Origin of the sequence: Pectobacterium actinidiae (genome assembly GCF_000803315.1) — a bacterium.
In the GTDB taxonomy this organism is placed as follows: Bacteria; Pseudomonadota; Gammaproteobacteria; order Enterobacterales; family Enterobacteriaceae; genus Pectobacterium; species Pectobacterium actinidiae.
The window spans coordinates 3,020,081-3,037,458 of sequence record NZ_JRMH01000001.1 but is presented as its reverse complement, the minus strand read 5'-3'; the positions used below and the strand labels follow the sequence as shown (position 1 = coordinate 3,037,458).

The window sequence follows — 17,378 nt, the reverse complement described above, 5'->3', positions numbered from 1 at the left end:
TATATTTTAACCTTATCAACTTGAGTTGTTGATTTGTGCAAAAGTTTTATTTTTTATCTGTAAAGTTGAGGTGTGGCTATGGCGACGAAACCAGACAGTAGAATCAGTTGGCTACAGCTACTCCAACGTGGGCAGCATTATATGAAAACGTGGCCAGCAGAAAAGCGGCTGGCGCCCGTATTTCCTGAAAACCGTGTGGCGCGGGCGACACGGTTTGGCATCCGCGTCATGCCGCCGCTAGCGGTGTTTACCTTAACGTGGCAGATTGCGCTCGGTGGCCAGCTTGGCCCCGCCATTGCGACCGCGCTGTTTGCCTGTAGCCTGCCGTTGCAGGGGCTCTGGTGGCTGGGTCGCCGTTCTGTGACGCCTTTACCGCCGACGCTAGCACAGTGGTTCCATGAGATTCGCCATAAGTTATTGGAGTCAGGTCAGGCACTAGCGCCATTAGAAGAAGCGCCAACTTACCAAACGCTAGCGGATGTGCTGAAGCGTGCGTTTAACCAGCTTGATAAAACCTTCCTGGATGATTTGTGATCGGCGTCAGGCTGCTGTGTGCGTGTTGGTGGCTATTTTTTTCTTTCCCCTGTTTCAAATCAAAGAAGCGGTGGCTACCGCTACCGTGACACGATTCAGTATGCGATTCTGAGGACAATACCTATTTAGCGATATTGGCTTACACCAAAGAGGTTCAGGAGAGCACCATGGAAATGACAAATGCCCAGAGATTGATCCTTTCAAATCAATATAAAATGATGACGATGCTCGATCCTGATAACGCCGAGCGCTATCGCCGGTTACAAACGATTATCGAGCGTGGTTATGGTTTGCAGATGCGCGAACTGGATCGTGAGTTTGGTGAGCTTACCGAAGAGGTGTGCCGCTCGATTATTAACATCATGGAAATGCATCATGCCTTGCAGGTGTCGTGGACCAATTTGAAAGATAAGCAGGATTTGGACGAGCGTCGCCTGACTTTCCTGGGCTTTGATGCCGCAACGGAAGCACGCTACCTCGGTTTTGTACGCTTCATGGTACATGTGGAAGGTCGCTATCCTCATTTTGATGCGGGCACACATGGGTTTAACGCTCAGACAAAAATGTGGGAAAAATACAACAGAATGCTGGCTGTCTGGCAATCTTGCCCGCGCCAGTATCACTTGAGTGCGGTTGAGATCGCACAGATCATCAACGCCTGATTAATGAAAAAGGGGCTTTCTGTGGAGTGTAAAGGTTTTCTGTTCGACCTCGATGGTACGCTGGTTGATTCACTGCCTGCTGTAGAACGTGCGTGGATTAACTGGGCAAAAGATCACGATATTGAACCACAGGAAGTGCTGGATTTTATTCATGGCAAGCAGGCAATCACCTCCCTGCGTCATTTTCTTCAAGGGCAAAGCGAAGAAACGATTCAACAAGAGTTTGATGCGCTGGAGAAAACAGAAGCATCTGATACGCAGGGTATTGTTGCCATGCCTGGGGCGAAGGCGCTGTTGGATCGTTTGGATGCACTGGATATTCCCTGGGCGATTGTGACATCTGGCACGGTGCCGATTGCCAGCGCACGTCATCACCGCGGGGAACTGCCTGCTCCTCGTGCCTTTATTACAGCGGAACAGGTTGCTAAAGGTAAACCTGCTCCCGATGCCTATTTACTTGGCGCACAGCAGTTAGGACTGAAACCGGAAGAGTGTGTGGTTGTTGAGGATGCACCCGCGGGCGTGTTATCGGGTCTGGCGGCTGGCTGCAAGGTCATTGCGGTGAAGGCACCCGTGGATACGCCGAAGTTGGATCAGGTCGATCTGATTCTGGATTCGCTGGAGCAGATAGAAATAGAACCATTGCCGAACGGCGCTAAGGTGCTTCTGCGCCAGTAGGTCGCCTGTAACATAATGACAAAACTGTGACTAAAGATGATCAGACCTCGCATCCGCGAGGTTTTTTTATGGCAGACTATCCCTGTCTGCCACCCTTTGGGTCACCGCTGTGCGGTGTTGAAAAATGCTCCTGCATTTTTTATGGCATGCTGAACCACTACCTCTCAACATGCATTTTTCTGTCAGGGGAAACGTTTTGAATAGCGAACTTCTCTGGGTGTTATCCCTGTTGCTGATCGCCATTGTGTTGTTTACCACCAATAAATTACGCATGGACGTCGTCGCGCTGTTGGTCATCATCGCGTTTGTACTGAGCGGTACGCTGACGCTATCTGAAGCGTTGGTAGGGTTCAGCGATCCTAACGTGATATTGATTGCAGCCCTGTTTGTGATTGGTGAGGGGTTGGTTCGTACCGGTGTTGCCTACCAGGTTGGTGATTGGCTGGTTCGCGTGGCGGGCAGCAGTGAGATGAAGATGCTGATCTTACTGATGGTCACCGTTGCGCTGCTGGGGGCTTTCATGAGCTCCACTGGCGTTGTTGCGATTTTTATTCCCGTCGTGCTGAGTGTTTCCGCCCGGATGAAAGTTTCTCCCGGAAGGTTGATGATGCCGCTGAGTTTTGCCGGATTGATTAGCGGCATGATGACGTTGGTCGCCACGCCGCCGAATATGGTGGTGAGCAGCGAGCTGATGCGTGAAGGTGTTGCGGGTTTTGGATTTTTTAGCGTGACGCCGATAGGGATAGTGGTATTGCTGTTGGGCGTGGCGTATATGATGGTGGCGCGTTACTGGCTTGGCGACGCTGAGACGGCAACGGCAAAAGAGATGTGGAAGAGAAGAACGTTTCGCGATCTGATTCGTGATTACCGATTGACGGGGAGGGCGCGTCGGCTGGCGATTCGGCCAGGATCGCCTTTTATCGGCCACCGTCTGGATGATTTACGCCTGCGTCAGCGCTTTGGGGCGAACGTGGTCGGGATTGAGCGCTGGCGTAAATTTCGCCGCGTGATGATCAGCGTGGCGGGCAATACTGAACTTCGCCTGAATGATGTCTTACTGATCGACATGTCGGCGTCTGAGGTGGATTTACGCGAATTTTGCACCGCGCAGCGGCTTGAACCGATGGTGCTGCGCGGTGAATATTTCTCTGAGCAGGCGCGTGATGTGGGAATGGCCGAAGTCTCTTTGATTCCCGATTCCGAGCTGCTGGGGAAAACGCTGTATGACGTCGGTTTCCGAAGCCGCTACGGTCTGAGTGTCGTGGGGATTCGCCGGTCAGGTGAAGCGATGGAAGGTATTCTGGCTGATGAGCCGCTCCAGCTCGGTGACATTCTGCTGGTGATGGGCGATTGGCGCATGATTCGACAACTGCACACGCAGAAAAACGACTTCCTGTTGCTTAATCTCCCTGCTGAAGTGGATGACGTTGCACCCTCAGTGAGTCAGGCGCCACACGCGCTGTTTTGTCTGGCGCTGATGGTGGCGATGATGCTGACGGATGAAATACCGAATGCGGTTGCTGCGCTGATTGCTTGTTTGCTGATGGGCAAGTTCCGCTGTATCGACATGGAAAGCGCTTATCGGGCTATTCACTGGCCGAGCATTATTCTTATCGTCGGGATGATGCCGTTTGCGCTAGCGTTGCAACAAACGGGCGGTGTGGCGCTGATCGTTAAAGGGTTGATGGATGTCGCTGGGAACGCCGGGCCGCATGTGATGCTGGTGTGCTTGTTTGTGCTGTGTGCCGTGATTGGCCTGTTTATTTCCAACACGGCGACGGCGGTGCTGATGGCACCCATTGCGATTGCCGCAGCGAAACAGATGGGCGTGTCACCTTATCCTTTTGCAATGATCATCGCCGTGGCGGCATCTGCTGCATTTATGACACCGGTGTCATCACCCGTGAATACGCTGGTATTGGGGCCGGGTGGGTATAAATTCGGGGACTTTGTGCGCGTTGGCGTCCCCTTTACCGTTCTGGTGATGTTGGTCAGCGTGGTGATGGTGCCGTGGCTATATCCGTTCTGATACAGCCAGCCCGTTATAGCGGCGAATCCTGACTGATTTCGTCCAGCGACAGGCTAAAGCTGGGAACGAAAACCGTCATGAAATAGTCCATTTCCGGGCTGTGGCGCAGTTGCAATGTTTTTTCCAGTCGGGCCTTGGCAAGCGTGAATTCCGCGTTGCCTGCTGATAATTCTTCCAGACATTTCAGGTAGGCGCAGAGCGCGTCTGCCTGTTTAACGATGACGCGTTCTTCTTCGCTGGTGTAGTGATCATCCAACAGCATGCGATAATCCTGCTGCAACTCTTCCGGCAACATCTCAACCAGTTTCTGCTGTGCAATCTTCTCTATCTTCTTGTACTCATGTGCGATTTGCGCGTTGTAGTACTTAATAGGCGTCGGCATGTCACCGGTCAGTACCTCGCTGGCATCATGGTACATCGCCAGCAGCGCGATGCGTTCTGCGTTCAGGTTACCCTCGAATTTGCGGTTTTTGATTACCGCCAGCGCGTGAGCGACGAAAGCGACCTGAAGACTGTGCTCGGAGACGTTTTCCGTGCGCACATTGCGCATCAGTGGCCAACGGCTGATCAGTTTTAGACGAGATAAATGGGCGAAAAAGTGGCTCTGATTCATGGCGTTCTCTCAGACAACAGCACGGTGAAATAGCGATATCGTGGGCGTCTATTGTGGGCATTTGCCGGAGATTATGCAAACGAAGGTCAGGTTTTCGCCGAGCGACGATTGCCCGGCGAGGGTAGGTTCGATTACCGCTGGGCTATTGGTGATAGTGTCCCAGAAAACGCCCTAATTTGTGGATCGCCATGTCCAGCTCATCAATACGCGGCAGTGTGACGATGCGTACGTGGTCTGGGTAAGGCCAGTTAAACGCGGTTCCCTGAACCAGCAACACTTTCTCCTGCAACAGGAGATCCAGCACCAGCTTTTGGTCGTCGTGGATATTAAAGCGCTTGGCATCAATGCGTGGGAACATATAGAGCGCGCCGCGTGGTTTTACGCATGATACGCCGGGGATCTGATTGATCAGTTCCCAGGAACGGTTGCGCTGCTCGTACAGGCGCCCGCCAGGCTGAATAAATTCGCTGATGCTCTGATAGCCGCCCAGCGCGGTCTGAATCGCATGCTGCATTGGCACGTTGGCACACAAACGCATAGAGGCCAGCATTTCCAGCCCTTCAATATACCCTTTTGCGTGCTTTTTCGGGCCGTTCAGTACCATCCAGCCCTGACGAAAACCAGCCACACGGTAGGTTTTGGAAAGCCCGTTGAATGTGACGGTCAGCAGATCCGGCGCGAGTGCGGCAATGGAGTGGTGCTGCGCATCGTCATACAGAATTTTGTCGTAAATTTCGTCGGCGAAGATGATCAGGTTATGTTCGCGTGCAATCGCCACGATATCCAGCAGCAGTTCTTTGCTGTAGACCGCACCCGTTGGGTTGTTCGGGTTGATGATGACAATACCGCGCGTATTAGACGTGATCTTTTTGCGGATATCATCCAAATCGGGGAACCAATCGGAGGACTCATCGCAAAGATAGTGAACGGCGTTGCCATTAGACAGGGAAACCGCTGCGGTCCAAAGCGGGTAGTCCGGCGCAGGAACCAGCATTTCATCGCCTGGGTTAAGCAGCGCCTGCATGGATTGCACGATGAGTTCAGAAACACCGTTACCAATATAGACGTCTTCAACCGTAATATCGCGCATATCCCGCGCCTGATAGTGCTGAACGATAGCTTTGCGGGCGGAATACAGACCTTTGGAATCACAGTAGCCCTGCGCGGTAGGCAGGTTACGGATCACATCGACCAAAATTTCGTCCGGTGCCTCGAAGCCGAAAGGCGCCGGGTTGCCAATGTTCAGTTTAAGGACTTTATTACCTTCTTCTTCAAGCCGCTTGGCTTCCTTTAAGACTGGGCCACGGATGTCATAGCATACGTTCTCCAGTTTCTTGGATTTTTCAATCGGAGACATAAATAGTACGAACCTTCTGCAGAGAGCGCATATTCCCAGACGGAATAGCATAACCTGCTTAATGTACTCCTCCTGTAGTACCTTTTGAAGAATGATTATCGCTTTTGCTGCAAATGGTTGCGCATCTGCACTATATGGTTGTGTACTCGTTGGATGGTGCGATATGGTAGGGGGCGGACAACTATTCATACCGTACTTTTTTAGCGCCAGAGTAGGGTGACAGGGAGAGCGTGTTTATTTAAGTGTGGAGCGTATTTATTTCGCAAGATGAAATAAAGGGAAGGTGCCGTTGTTATTGAATTAAGGATTAAGACTGGTGAGTCATTTAATTACATGATGTCTTACCAATGGAAAGGCGATAGTGGTAACGAAATATAAGTATTTTTTTGCCCTTATCGTGCGTCTGCGATAGTGTCTTTAAATGTATCGGTCATTACCTGTACATGTAATAAAACACCAGGAATATTTTGTTAAAATTAAAATAGATAAGTGAAAAATCGTATGACCAGTGCAAATCGACCAGTACTTAATCTCGATCTTGATTTACTGAGGACGTTTGTTGCCGTTGCAGATTTAAATACATTTGCAGCGGCGGCGACCGCAGTCAATAGAACCCAATCGGCTGTCAGCCAACAGATGCAGCGGCTGGAGCAACTCATCGGAAAGGAGCTTTTTGCCCGACACGGGCGTAATAAATTGCTGACCGAACACGGCATCCAGTTTCTGGGTTATGCCAGAAAAATATTACAATTCAATGATGAAGCTTGTATTTCATTAATGTACAGCGATATTCAGGGTACGCTGACCATCGGGGCGTCTGACGATACCGCAGACACCATTCTTCCTTATATTTTACATCGGGTGACATCCGTATTTCCTAAACTCTCCGTCAATGTCAGCGTAAAACGTAGCGCTGAAATGATGGAAATGTTGAATCAGGGAAAAATAGATCTGGTTATTACCACAATGAACGGTGTGGTGTTTCCTCATGTGTTATTACGTAGTTCTCCAACGTTATGGTATTGCGCGGCGGATTATCAGTTCCGATCGCAAGAACCTGTACCTCTGGTTGTTCTCGATGAGCCAAGCCCTTTCCGTACGTTGGCTACACAGCAACTGACGGCCGCTGGGATCCCCTGGAGAATTGCATATGTGGCTTCAACGCTGTCTGCGGTACGCGCCGCGGTGAAGGCCGGCATGGGGATTACCGTGCGGTCAGTGGAAATGATGAGCCCTGAATTGCGAGTGTTGGGCGAAGAGGAAGGGTTGCCGAGATTGCCTGAAACACGTTATTTCCTCTGCCAGAATCCTAATCAGGAGAATGAGCTGGCAACGGCAATTTTCAATGTGATTGAATCAGGGAAGCCCTCTCACATTACGCCTGTCAGCGTGTTGGCAAACAGCGTGAATGAAAAACTGCCTTCCGACCCATCGCTGAAGGATGCGATCTAATCATAATGGCGAGTTAACGATCATTCGGGGAGGGTAGGGATGCACCCCGAATGATGATGATTTATGAATAAGGTGTTAAACCCACATCGGTAGAGGCTTCTCGGCCTCATTTTTTCACGCCGATCCCACTTCGCGTTTTCCATTCCACATCAATAGGCTAGGCGCGGCGAGGCTCATGCCCCTATCTGCTTTATAAAACACCGGTTCTTTTTTTTTAAAAAGATGTTATGGAAAATAGCGTCAAACCTTGTCCAGCATCATCTTGATTTTTTTACTAACTAAATTGGTAAAAATGTGTGCTGGATCAAAAAATACCCCTAATAACCACATGGGGGAACAGGCATTTTCTGTGAAAATGGTATAGTGACGCAGTGAACTTGCTTCCTGTGCTGCTAAACAATGGTTAATTGACAAAAGTACTGACTCGATTTAGCTGCGGGTGAGAACACAAAATGTTAACAAAACAGCGTGCATGTAAAGTAATGTACTGTTATTTTTAGTAAGGTTGAAAAAAAGGTTACAAATTTAGGGGCTCAACCATACCAAGCAAGGCTTACCTGATACGTTTCCATGCTTTTTTGTGGTTATTAATCCTTCCTTTTAATCGATGTGGCGCATTAACTGCCGATAATAGAGCAGAGGTGTTACCCGCCACTTTTGATGAGTAAGCAAAGAGAATGTCAACAACTACTGAAATCCTCGCCCATCATTGGGCGTTTGCGCTATTCCTTATCATTGCCGTAGGCCTTTGCGTCTTCATGCTGACCGGTGGATTCTTGCTGGGGGGGAGAGCCAAAGCCAGAGCCAAAAACGTACCTTATGAATCCGGTATTGACTCCGTAGGTTCAGCGCGGTTACGCCTGTCCGCTAAATTTTATCTTGTCGCTATGTTTTTCGTGATCTTCGACGTTGAAGCCCTCTATCTCTACGCTTGGGCTGTGTCTATCAAAGAAAGCGGCTGGATTGGCTTCATTGAAGCAACCATTTTCATTTTGGTGCTGTTGGCTGGTTTGATTTATCTGGTACGCGTTGGGGCACTTGACTGGACCCCGGTACGTTCCAAGAGACAAGTCGTTAAATCAGACATCATCAACACTACCAACAATCATCCGCAGTAACAGCGAGGCATTTTAAGATGGACTATACGCTCACCCGCATAGAGCCGGACGGTGAGAATGACCGTTATCCCCTGCAACGTCAGGAGATCGTTTCCGACCCTCTGGAGCAACATGTTCACCGCAGTGTCTACATGGGCAAACTGGAACATGCATTACACGATACGGTTAACTGGGGTCGTCAGAACTCCCTGTGGCCGTACAACTTTGGCCTGTCCTGTTGCTACGTAGAAATGGTGACGTCATTTACCGCAGTCCATGACGTCGCGCGTTTTGGGGCTGAGGTTCTGCGTGCGTCGCCACGTCAGGCTGACTTCATGGTAGTAGCGGGAACCTGTTTTACCAAAATGGCTCCCGTTATTCAGCGCCTGTACGAGCAAATGCTTGAGCCTAAATGGGTTATCTCCATGGGCGCATGCGCTAACTCCGGCGGCATGTACGATATTTATTCCGTCGTTCAGGGCGTAGATAAATTCCTGCCTGTTGATGTGTATATTCCAGGCTGCCCGCCGCGACCTGAAGCCTACATGCAAGCACTGTTGCTGCTGAAAGAATCCATCGGTAAAGAACGCCGCCCTCTGTCATGGGTGGTGGGTGAACAGGGCGTTTACCGCGCCAACATGCAATCTGAGCGTGAGCGCAAACGCGGCGAGCGAATCGCTGTGACCAACCTGCGTTCGCCTGATGAGATTTGACCTGTAGATGATAAACCCGGTGGCCGTGTAATACCTCGATAATAGTGTGCGGTCATTATCAGCTACAGAAATAGCACATTTAATGTGGTGACATATTTATGACAGATTTAACGACACACGATCTCGCTCAGCCAGGCTGGCAAACCCGCGATCACCTTAACGATCCGGTCGTTGACGAACTGTGTAACCGTTTTGGACCAGATGCATTTACTGTACAGGCAACCCGCACAGGTATCCCTGTTGTGTGGGTCAAGCGTGAGCAATTACTGGATGTTGTCGCATTCCTGAAAAAACAGCCGAAGCCTTATGTCATGCTGTTTGACCTGCACGGTATGGATGAGCGGTTGCGCACCCATCGTGAAGGTTTACCTGCCGCCGACTACTCCGTCTTTTATCACATCATTTCCATCGAACGTAACCGCGACATCATGCTGAAAGTCGCGTTGTCCGAGAGCGATCTGCATCTACCGACCGTGACCAAATTGTTCCCGAATGCCAATTGGTATGAGCGGGAAACCTGGGAAATGTTCGGTATGACCTTTGATGGCCACCCGCACCTGACGCGCATTATGATGCCGCAGACGTGGGAAGGGCACCCGTTGCGTAAAGATTATCCGGCGCGTGCGACCGAATTCGATCCTTTCGAGCTGACCAAGCAGAAAGAAGATCTGGAAATGGAATCGCTGACGTTCAAACCGGAAGAGTGGGGAATGCAGCGCGGCACTGAAAATGAGGACTTCATGTTCCTCAACCTCGGCCCGAACCACCCCTCTTCACACGGTGCTTTCCGTATTATCCTGCAATTGGATGGCGAAGAAATCGTCGACTGCGTACCTGATGTGGGTTACCACCATCGCGGTGCGGAGAAAATGGGCGAGCGCCAGTCCTGGCACAGCTACATTCCTTATACCGACCGTATTGAATACCTCGGCGGCTGCGTTAACGAAATGCCGTATGTACTGGCTGTGGAAAAACTGGCAGGTATTGATGTGCCGGATCGCGTCAAGACGATTCGCGTCATGCTCTCTGAACTGTTCCGTATTAACAGCCATCTGCTGTACATCAGTACCTATATTCAGGACGTCGGTGCGATGACACCAGTGTTCTTTGCGTTTACTGACCGCCAGAAAATTTACGATTTGGTTGAAGCGATTACCGGCTTCCGTATGCACCCGGCGTGGTTCCGAATTGGCGGCGTGGCGCACGATCTGCCACGCGGCTGGGAACGTCTGCTGCGTGAGTTCCTTGATTGGATGCCGGCTCGTTTGGACACCTATGTCAAATCCGCGTTGCAGAACACCATTCTGAAAGGCCGTACTCAGGGCGTCGCTGCCTACAATGCGAAAGAAGCGTTGGATTGGGGCGTAACCGGTGCGGGTCTGCGTGCAACAGGTATTGGTTTTGACGTGCGTAAATGGCGTCCCTATTCCGGTTATGAAAACTTTGACTTTGAAGTACCCGTAGGCGACGGCATCAGCGATTGCTACAGCCGCGTGATGCTGAAGGTTGAAGAGCTGCGTCAGAGCCTGCGTATTCTGGAACAGTGCCTCAAGAACATGCCGGAAGGGCCGTTCAAAGCGGATCACCCGCTGACGACGCCGCCGCCAAAAGAGCGCACGTTGCAGCATATCGATACGCTGATCAACCACTTCCTTCAGGTTTCCTGGGGTCCGGTTATGCCTGCCAATGAATCATTCCAGATGGTCGAAGCAACGAAAGGCATCAACAGCTATTACCTGACCAGTGACGGCGGCACGATGAGCTACCGTACCCGTATTCGCACGCCGAGCTATGCGCATCTGCAACAGATTCCTTCTGTCATTCGTGGATGTCTGGTATCCGACCTGATCGTTTACCTCGGCAGTATTGATTTCGTAATGTCAGATGTGGACCGCTAATTATGCATGATCATAACAATCACGATCATATTGACGCTCAGGGACAACCTGCTGCTGATTCGCTGACAAAAGACAATGCTTTTGTATTGAGTGACGCCGAACGTGACGCCATTGAGCACGAAAAACATCACTACGAAGATGCCCGTGCCGCGTCAATCGAAGCACTGAAAATTGTGCAAAAGGCTCGCGGTTGGGTGCCGGATGGCGCTATCAACGCGATTGCCGATCTGTTGGGTATCCCTGCCAGTGACGTGGAAGGTGTGGCGACATTCTACAGCCAGATTTTCCGTCAGCCTGTTGGGCGTCATGTTATTCGCTATTGCGACAGCGTCGTGTGCCATATCAATGGCTATCAGGGCGTTCAGGCTGCGCTTGAGCGTAAACTCAGCATCAAACCGGGTCAGACAACGTTTGATGGACGTTTCACGCTGCTGCCGACCTGCTGCCTGGGGAACTGTGACAAGGGGCCGTCAATGATGATTGATGAAGATACCCACAGCCATGTGACGCCGGAAGGAATTGAATCGTTATTGGAGCAGTATCAATGAGTAAAGACATTGTTCTGACTGCTGAGCAGCATCCTCTGACCTGGCGTTTACGCGCAGACAAACAGCCAGTATGGCTGGATGAATATCGCAGCAAAAACGGCTATGTTGCCGCGCAAAAAGCGCTAACTGGCATGGCGCAGGATGACGTGGTCTCACTGGTTAAAGACGCTGGCCTGAAAGGGCGTGGCGGCGCGGGCTTTTCGACAGGCTTGAAGTGGAGCCTGATGCCGAAAGACGAAAGCATGAACATCCGCTATCTGCTGTGTAACGCGGATGAAATGGAGCCTGGTACATATAAAGACCGCCTGCTGATGGAGCAAGAGCCCCATCTGCTGGTTGAAGGTATGTTGATAAGCGCCTTTGCGCTGAAAGCCTACCGCGGTTACATCTTCCTGCGCGGTGAATACATAGAGGCTGCCGTTCATCTGCGTCGCGCAATCGAAGAAGCGAAAGCGGCTGGCCTGCTGGGTAAAAATATTCTGGGCAGCGGGTTCGATTTCGAGCTGTTCGTGCATACGGGCGCCGGGCGTTACATCTGCGGTGAAGAAACTGCGCTGATCAACTCACTGGAAGGCCGTCGTGCCAACCCTCGCTCCAAGCCACCGTTCCCAGCGTCTGCGGGTGTGTGGGGCAAACCGACCTGCGTCAACAACGTGGAAACACTGTGCAACGTACCGGCGATTATCGAGCATGGTGCGGCGTGGTATCAGGGGTTGTCTGCGGGTAAAAGTAAAGATGCAGGCACGAAACTGATGGGCTTCTCTGGCCGCGTCAAGAACCCGGGTCTATGGGAACTGCCGTTCGGTACGACTGCGCGTGAAATTTTGGAAGACTATGCGGGCGGCATGCGCGATGGTCTGAAGCTGAAAGCCTGGCAGCCGGGTGGTGCAGGTACGGATTTCCTGACGGAAAACCATCTCGATCTGCCGATGGATTTTGAGCACATTGCGAAAGCCGGTAGCCGTATGGGGACCGCGCTGGCGATGGCCGTCGATCACGAAATCAACATGGTCTCGCTGACGCGCAATTTGGAAGAATTCTTCGCCCGTGAATCCTGTGGTTGGTGTACGCCATGCCGCGATGGGCTGCCGTGGAGCGTGAAGATTCTGCGTGCGCTGGAGAAGGGCGAAGGCCAGCTTGGCGATATCGAAACGCTGGAGCAGCTTTGCCGTTTCCTCGGGCCGGGTAACACCTTCTGTGCGCATGCGCCGGGTGCAGTCGAACCGTTGCAAAGTGCCATCAAATATTTCCGGGAAGAATTCGAAGCGGGTATCTCTAAACAGTATTTAGGCAATGTTAAAGCGATTGGCGGTATTCAGCCTAACCTGTTGAAAGAGCGCTGGTAAGTTATCGCTCAATACGTGCGAGATGCAGTGAATGTATCCGCAGGGTGGCGCAAATAAGCCACCCTCATAAACCCAATAGATTTCAAGGCGCAGGTAACCAACGCATTTGCGATTTGAAAGTGAGGGTATACAGAATTTTTGATTAGCGCTCGTGGTAACACGGGCCATTATGGAAGCATGCTGACTATGGCTACTATTCATGTAGACGGCAAAGAGTATGAAGTAAATGGAGCAGACAACCTTCTGGAAGCTTGCCTGACTCTGGGACTTGATATTCCTTACTTTTGCTGGCACCCCGCGCTCGGGAGCGTCGGATCCTGCCGCCTCTGTGCGGTAAAACAGTACCAAAACGCGGAAGACACCCGCGGTCGTCTGGTGATGTCTTGTATGACACCAGCAACCGAAGGAACGTTCATCGCGATTGAAGATGAAGAAGCGAAACTATTCCGTAAAACGATAGTTGAGTTTCTGATGACCAACCACCCGCACGATTGTCCGGTATGTGAGGAAGGCGGTAACTGTCATTTGCAGGATATGACGGTGATGACGGGGCAGAACTTCCGTCGCTATCGCTTCACCAAGCGTACCCACCGCAATCAGGATCTTGGGCCGTTCATTTCTCATGAGATGAACCGCTGTATCGCGTGCTATCGCTGCGTGCGTTACTACAAAGACTATGCGGATGGTAAAGATCTCGGCGTTTACGGTGCGCACGACAACGTTTACTTCGGTCGTCCGGAAGATGGCACGCTGGAAAGCGAGTTCTCCGGTAACCTGGTTGAAGTGTGTCCGACCGGTGTCTTCACCGATAAAACGCACTCTGAGCGCTACAACCGTAAATGGGATATGCAGTTTGCACCGAGCGTCTGCCAACAGTGCAGCATCGGCTGTAATACCAGCCCCGGTGAACGCTATGGCGAACTGCGCCGTATCGAAAACCGTTTCAACGGTAGCGTAAACCACTATTTCCTGTGCGACCGCGGCCGTTTTGGTTACGGCTACGTCAACCAGAAAGACCGTCCGAACCAGCCGCTGCAACGTCGTGGTGATGACTGGATCGCGCTGAACGCCGATCAGGCACTGCAAGGCGCGGCGGATGTTCTGCGTCAGGCGAAGAAAACGATCGGTATCGGTTCACCGCGTGCCAGCATTGAAAGCAACTTCGCTTTGCGTGAGCTGGTGGGGGCCGAGAACTTCTACACGGGTATCGCGCAGGAAGAACAAAATCGTCTGCAACTGATCCTGAAAGTGCTGCGCGAAAGCGGTGTGAGAACGCCAGCGCTGCGTGAGATTGAAGGCTACGATGCGGTTCTGATTCTGGGTGAAGACTTGACGCAGACGGGGGCTCGTATCGCACTGGCCGTTCGTCAGGCTGTTAAAGGCAAAGCCCGCGAAATGGCGGCAGCGCAGAAAGTGGCTGACTGGCAGATTGCGGCGATCATGAACATTGGTCAGCATGCCAAACACCCGCTGTTTGTCACCAACGTCGACAACACCCGTCTGGACGACATCGCTGCATGGAACTACCGTGCGCCAGTTGCCGATCAGGCACGTCTTGGTTTCGCTATTGCGCACGGTCTGGATAGCAGCGCACCGGCAGTGACCGATCTGGCTGCGGGACTCGATCAGAAAGTCGATATCATCGTACAGGCGCTGGCTGGTGCGAAAAAACCACTCATCATCTCCGGCACCAATGCGGGTAGCGAAGACGTGATCTCCGCTGCGGCAAACGTTGCCAAAGCGCTGAAGAATCGCGGTTCTGACGTCGGTATTACCTTTGTTGCACCTGCTGCTAACAGCATCGGGTTGTCAATCATGGGCGGCGGCTCGTTGGATGATGCGCTGGCGCAGTTGGAAAACGGCAACGCCGATAGCGTGGTGGTTCTGGAGAACGATCTCTACCGTCATGCTCCAATCGCTCGCGTGGATGCGGCGCTGGAAAAAGCTGAGAACCTGATTGTGGTTGACCATCAGCGTACTCGCATCATGGATAAGGCCAGCATCATTCTGTCTGCCGCCAGCTTTGCTGAAAGCGACGGTACATTGGTGAATCAGGAAGGCCGCGCTCAGCGTTTCTTCCAGGTTTATGACCCAACGTACTACAACGACAAAGTCGTGATGCTGGAAAGCTGGCGCTGGCTGCACTCGCTGTATATCACCTATAACAGCCGTCAGGTTGACTGGACGCAGTTGGATAACGTGATTGATGCGTGTGTTGCTGCTCTGCCGCAACTGGCTGCAATCAAAGATGCCGCGCCGGACGCGTCGTTCCGTATTCGTGGTCAGAAACTGTCACGTTCACCGATTCGTTCCAGCGGACGTACTGCAATGCGTGCCAATATCAGCGTGCATGAACCACGTCAGCCCATCGATAAAGACACTATGTTTGCCTTCTCAATGGAAGGGAACAACAGCCCGACAGCTCATCGTCAGCAGATTCCGTTTGCCTGGGCGCCAGGCTGGAACTCACCGCAAGCCTGGAACAAATTCCAGGACGAAGTGGGCGGACATTTGCGTCATGGCGATCCGGGTGTGCGTATGATCGAAGCCGGAGAAGGTTCGCTGGCGTATTTCGATAACATTCCTGCGGCTTTCGTCCCACAAGCGGGTCAATGGCGCGTTGCGCCGTATTATCACCTGTTTGGCAGTGATGAAATGTCACAGCGTTCTGATGTGATCCAGCAGCGTATGCCAGAGCCTTATGTAATGGTGAACCCGGCTGATGCGGCAACGCTGGGTGTGAATGCAGGTACATTGCTGGAGTTGACCTGTGCAGGGCAAACGCTACGTCTGCCACTGCGCTTAAGTGCGGCATTGAGTCAGGGACAGGTTGGTTTACCGCTGGGCTTACCGGGTATTGCGCCGGTGCTGGCGGGTGCAACCGTTGAAAATCTGCGGGAGGCCGCACAATGAGTTGGTTAACACCGGAATTAATCGAGATTCTGATCTCTGTCGGAAAAGCGATCGTGATTCTGCTGGTTGTGGTGACCTGTGGCGCATTCATGAGTATGGGTGAACGTCGACTGCTCGGCCTCTTCCAGGGACGTTATGGACCGAACCGGGTAGGTTGGGGCGGTTCATTGCAGCTTGTCGCTGACATGATCAAAATGTTCTTCAAAGAAGACTGGGTGCCGAATTTCACCGATAAGGTGATCTTCACGCTGGCACCGATGATCGCGTTTACGTCAATGTTGATTGCCTTCGCAATTGTGCCGATCACGCCAACCTGGGGTGTCGCCGATCTGAACATCGGTATCCTGTTCTTCCTGATGATGGCGGGTTTGGCCGTTTACGCGGTGCTGTTTGCCGGTTGGGCGAGTAACAACAAATATTCGCTGCTGGGTGCGGTACGTGCTTCTGCTCAGACCGTGAGCTACGAAGTGTTCATCGGCCTGTCGCTGATGGGGGTTGTCGCGCAGGCGGGCTCGTTCAACATGCGTGATATCGTCGATTCTCAGGAACACCTGTGGAACGTTATCCCGCAGTTCTTCGGCTTTATTACGTTTGCCATCGCAGGCGTGGCGGTATGTCACCGTCACCCGTTTGACCAGCCTGAAGCTGAACAGGAACTGGCAGATGGTTACCACATTGAATACTCCGGTATGAAATTCGGTCTGTTCTTTGTCGGGGAATATATCGGGATCGTGACTGTTTCCGCGCTGATGGTGACCTTATTCTTCGGTGGCTGGCATGGTCCAATCCTGCCTCCGTTTGTCTGGTTTGCGCTGAAAACTGGCTTTTTCATGATGATGTTCATCCTGATTCGTGCTTCGTTACCCCGTCCGCGTTATGACCAGGTGATGTCTTTCGGTTGGAAAGTCTGTCTGCCGATAACGCTTTTGAATCTGCTGGCGACAGCCGCCGTCATTTTGTACAACGCTTAAGAAGGGGTGAATAAACCATGACATTGAAAGAGTTAGTGGTTGGTTTCGGCACCCAGATACGCAGTATCTGTATGGTGGGAGCGAATGCTTTTAAGAAGCGCGAAACCAGAATGTATCCAGAAGAGCCTGTGAATCCACCGCCGCGCTACCGTGGTCGTATCGTGTTGACGCGCGATCCTGATGGTGAAGAGCGTTGTGTTGCCTGCAACCTGTGTGCGGTGGCCTGTCCGGTCGGCTGTATCTCATTGCAGAAAGCGGAAACCAAAGATGGTCGCTGGTATCCCGAGTTCTTCCGCGTCAACTTCTCGCGCTGCATTTTCTGTGGCTTCTGTGAAGAAGCGTGCCCGACAACCGCTATCCAGCTGACGCCGGATTTCGAGATGGGCGACTACAAACGTCAGGATCTGGTGTACGAGAAAGAAGATCTGCTGATATCGGGGCCGGGTAAATATCCGGAATACAATTTCTACCGGATGGCTGGTATGGCAATCGATGGGAAAGATAAAGGTGAAGCTGAAAACGAAGCCAAACCCATTGATGTCAAAGGCCTGTTGCCCTAAGGAGCTA

The 17,378-nt window shown here is 51.9% G+C and carries 15 protein-coding genes; 13 read left to right on the top strand and 2 right to left on the bottom strand.

Annotated features, from left to right (window positions below):
* Positions 1-78 precede the first annotated feature (78 nt).
* The 4 genes from yfbV to KKH3_RS12960 all read left to right on the top strand — a co-directional run bounded on the left by yfbV (position 79) and on the right by KKH3_RS12960 (position 3,903).
* Positions 79-534, top strand: coding sequence for a terminus macrodomain insulation protein YfbV (yfbV, locus tag KKH3_RS12975; protein WP_039360258.1), 456 nt, complete (start codon positions 79-81; stop codon positions 532-534).
* Between the two features lie 167 nt (positions 535-701).
* Positions 702-1,196 carry a YfbU family protein gene (locus KKH3_RS12970; protein ID WP_039360255.1) on the top strand — a complete coding sequence of 165 codons (495 nt, stop codon included), beginning with the start codon at positions 702-704 and terminating at the stop codon, positions 1,194-1,196.
* A gap of 21 nt (positions 1,197-1,217) precedes the next feature.
* Positions 1,218-1,874, top strand: a complete 657-nt coding sequence (locus KKH3_RS12965; protein WP_039360252.1) for a sugar phosphatase — start codon at positions 1,218-1,220, stop codon at positions 1,872-1,874.
* A gap of 196 nt (positions 1,875-2,070) precedes the next feature.
* Positions 2,071-3,903, top strand: coding sequence for an SLC13 family permease (locus tag KKH3_RS12960; protein ID WP_039360249.1), 1,833 nt, complete (start codon positions 2,071-2,073; stop codon positions 3,901-3,903).
* A gap of 13 nt (positions 3,904-3,916) precedes the next feature.
* Here the strand turns inward: KKH3_RS12960 and yfbR are convergent, their stop codons facing one another.
* Together yfbR and KKH3_RS12950 are read right to left on the bottom strand one after the other, a co-directional pair.
* A complete protein-coding gene (gene yfbR, locus KKH3_RS12955) occupies positions 3,917-4,516 on the bottom strand; it encodes a 5'-deoxynucleotidase (RefSeq protein ID WP_039360246.1) in 600 nt (199 codons plus the stop codon).
* Between the two features lie 142 nt (positions 4,517-4,658).
* Positions 4,659-5,873 (bottom strand): pyridoxal phosphate-dependent aminotransferase, encoded by a 1,215-nt coding sequence (locus KKH3_RS12950; RefSeq protein WP_014916029.1) that lies wholly within the window; start codon positions 5,871-5,873, stop codon positions 4,659-4,661.
* A gap of 501 nt (positions 5,874-6,374) precedes the next feature.
* On the opposite strand from KKH3_RS12950, the gene lrhA reads away from it, so the two are divergent.
* From lrhA to nuoI, 9 genes are all read left to right on the top strand, one after another.
* Entirely contained in the window at positions 6,375-7,325 is a 951-nt protein-coding gene (gene lrhA / locus KKH3_RS12945) for a transcriptional regulator LrhA (RefSeq protein ID WP_039362425.1), read from the top strand.
* Between the two features lie 677 nt (positions 7,326-8,002).
* Positions 8,003-8,443 (top strand): NADH-quinone oxidoreductase subunit A, encoded by a 441-nt coding sequence (locus tag KKH3_RS12940; RefSeq protein WP_039360243.1) that lies wholly within the window; start codon positions 8,003-8,005, stop codon positions 8,441-8,443.
* A gap of 17 nt (positions 8,444-8,460) precedes the next feature.
* The gene (locus KKH3_RS12935; protein ID WP_005969846.1) at positions 8,461-9,135 is read left to right on the top strand and encodes a NuoB/complex I 20 kDa subunit family protein; all 675 of its coding nucleotides are present in this window, start codon (positions 8,461-8,463) and stop codon (positions 9,133-9,135) included.
* A 98-nt stretch (positions 9,136-9,233) separates the two neighbouring features.
* Positions 9,234-11,033, top strand: a complete 1,800-nt coding sequence (nuoC, locus tag KKH3_RS12930; protein WP_039360241.1) for an NADH-quinone oxidoreductase subunit C/D — start codon at positions 9,234-9,236, stop codon at positions 11,031-11,033.
* A 2-nt stretch (positions 11,034-11,035) separates the two neighbouring features.
* Complete coding sequence (nuoE, locus tag KKH3_RS12925) at positions 11,036-11,581, top strand: NADH-quinone oxidoreductase subunit NuoE (protein WP_052201340.1); 546 nt, start codon at positions 11,036-11,038, stop codon at positions 11,579-11,581.
* Entirely contained in the window at positions 11,578-12,927 is a 1,350-nt protein-coding gene (nuoF, locus tag KKH3_RS12920) for an NADH-quinone oxidoreductase subunit NuoF (RefSeq protein ID WP_039360239.1), read from the top strand. The genes nuoE and nuoF overlap by 4 nt, the downstream gene beginning before the upstream one ends.
* Before the next feature lie 186 nt (positions 12,928-13,113).
* Entirely contained in the window at positions 13,114-15,840 is a 2,727-nt protein-coding gene (gene nuoG / locus KKH3_RS12915) for an NADH-quinone oxidoreductase subunit NuoG (protein WP_039360236.1), read from the top strand.
* Positions 15,837-16,811 (top strand): NADH-quinone oxidoreductase subunit NuoH, encoded by a 975-nt coding sequence (gene nuoH, locus KKH3_RS12910; protein WP_010278889.1) that lies wholly within the window; start codon positions 15,837-15,839, stop codon positions 16,809-16,811. The genes nuoG and nuoH overlap by 4 nt, the downstream gene beginning before the upstream one ends.
* A gap of 17 nt (positions 16,812-16,828) precedes the next feature.
* Entirely contained in the window at positions 16,829-17,371 is a 543-nt protein-coding gene (gene nuoI / locus KKH3_RS12905) for an NADH-quinone oxidoreductase subunit NuoI (RefSeq protein WP_039360233.1), read from the top strand.
* The last annotated feature ends 7 nt before the right edge of the window (positions 17,372-17,378 follow it).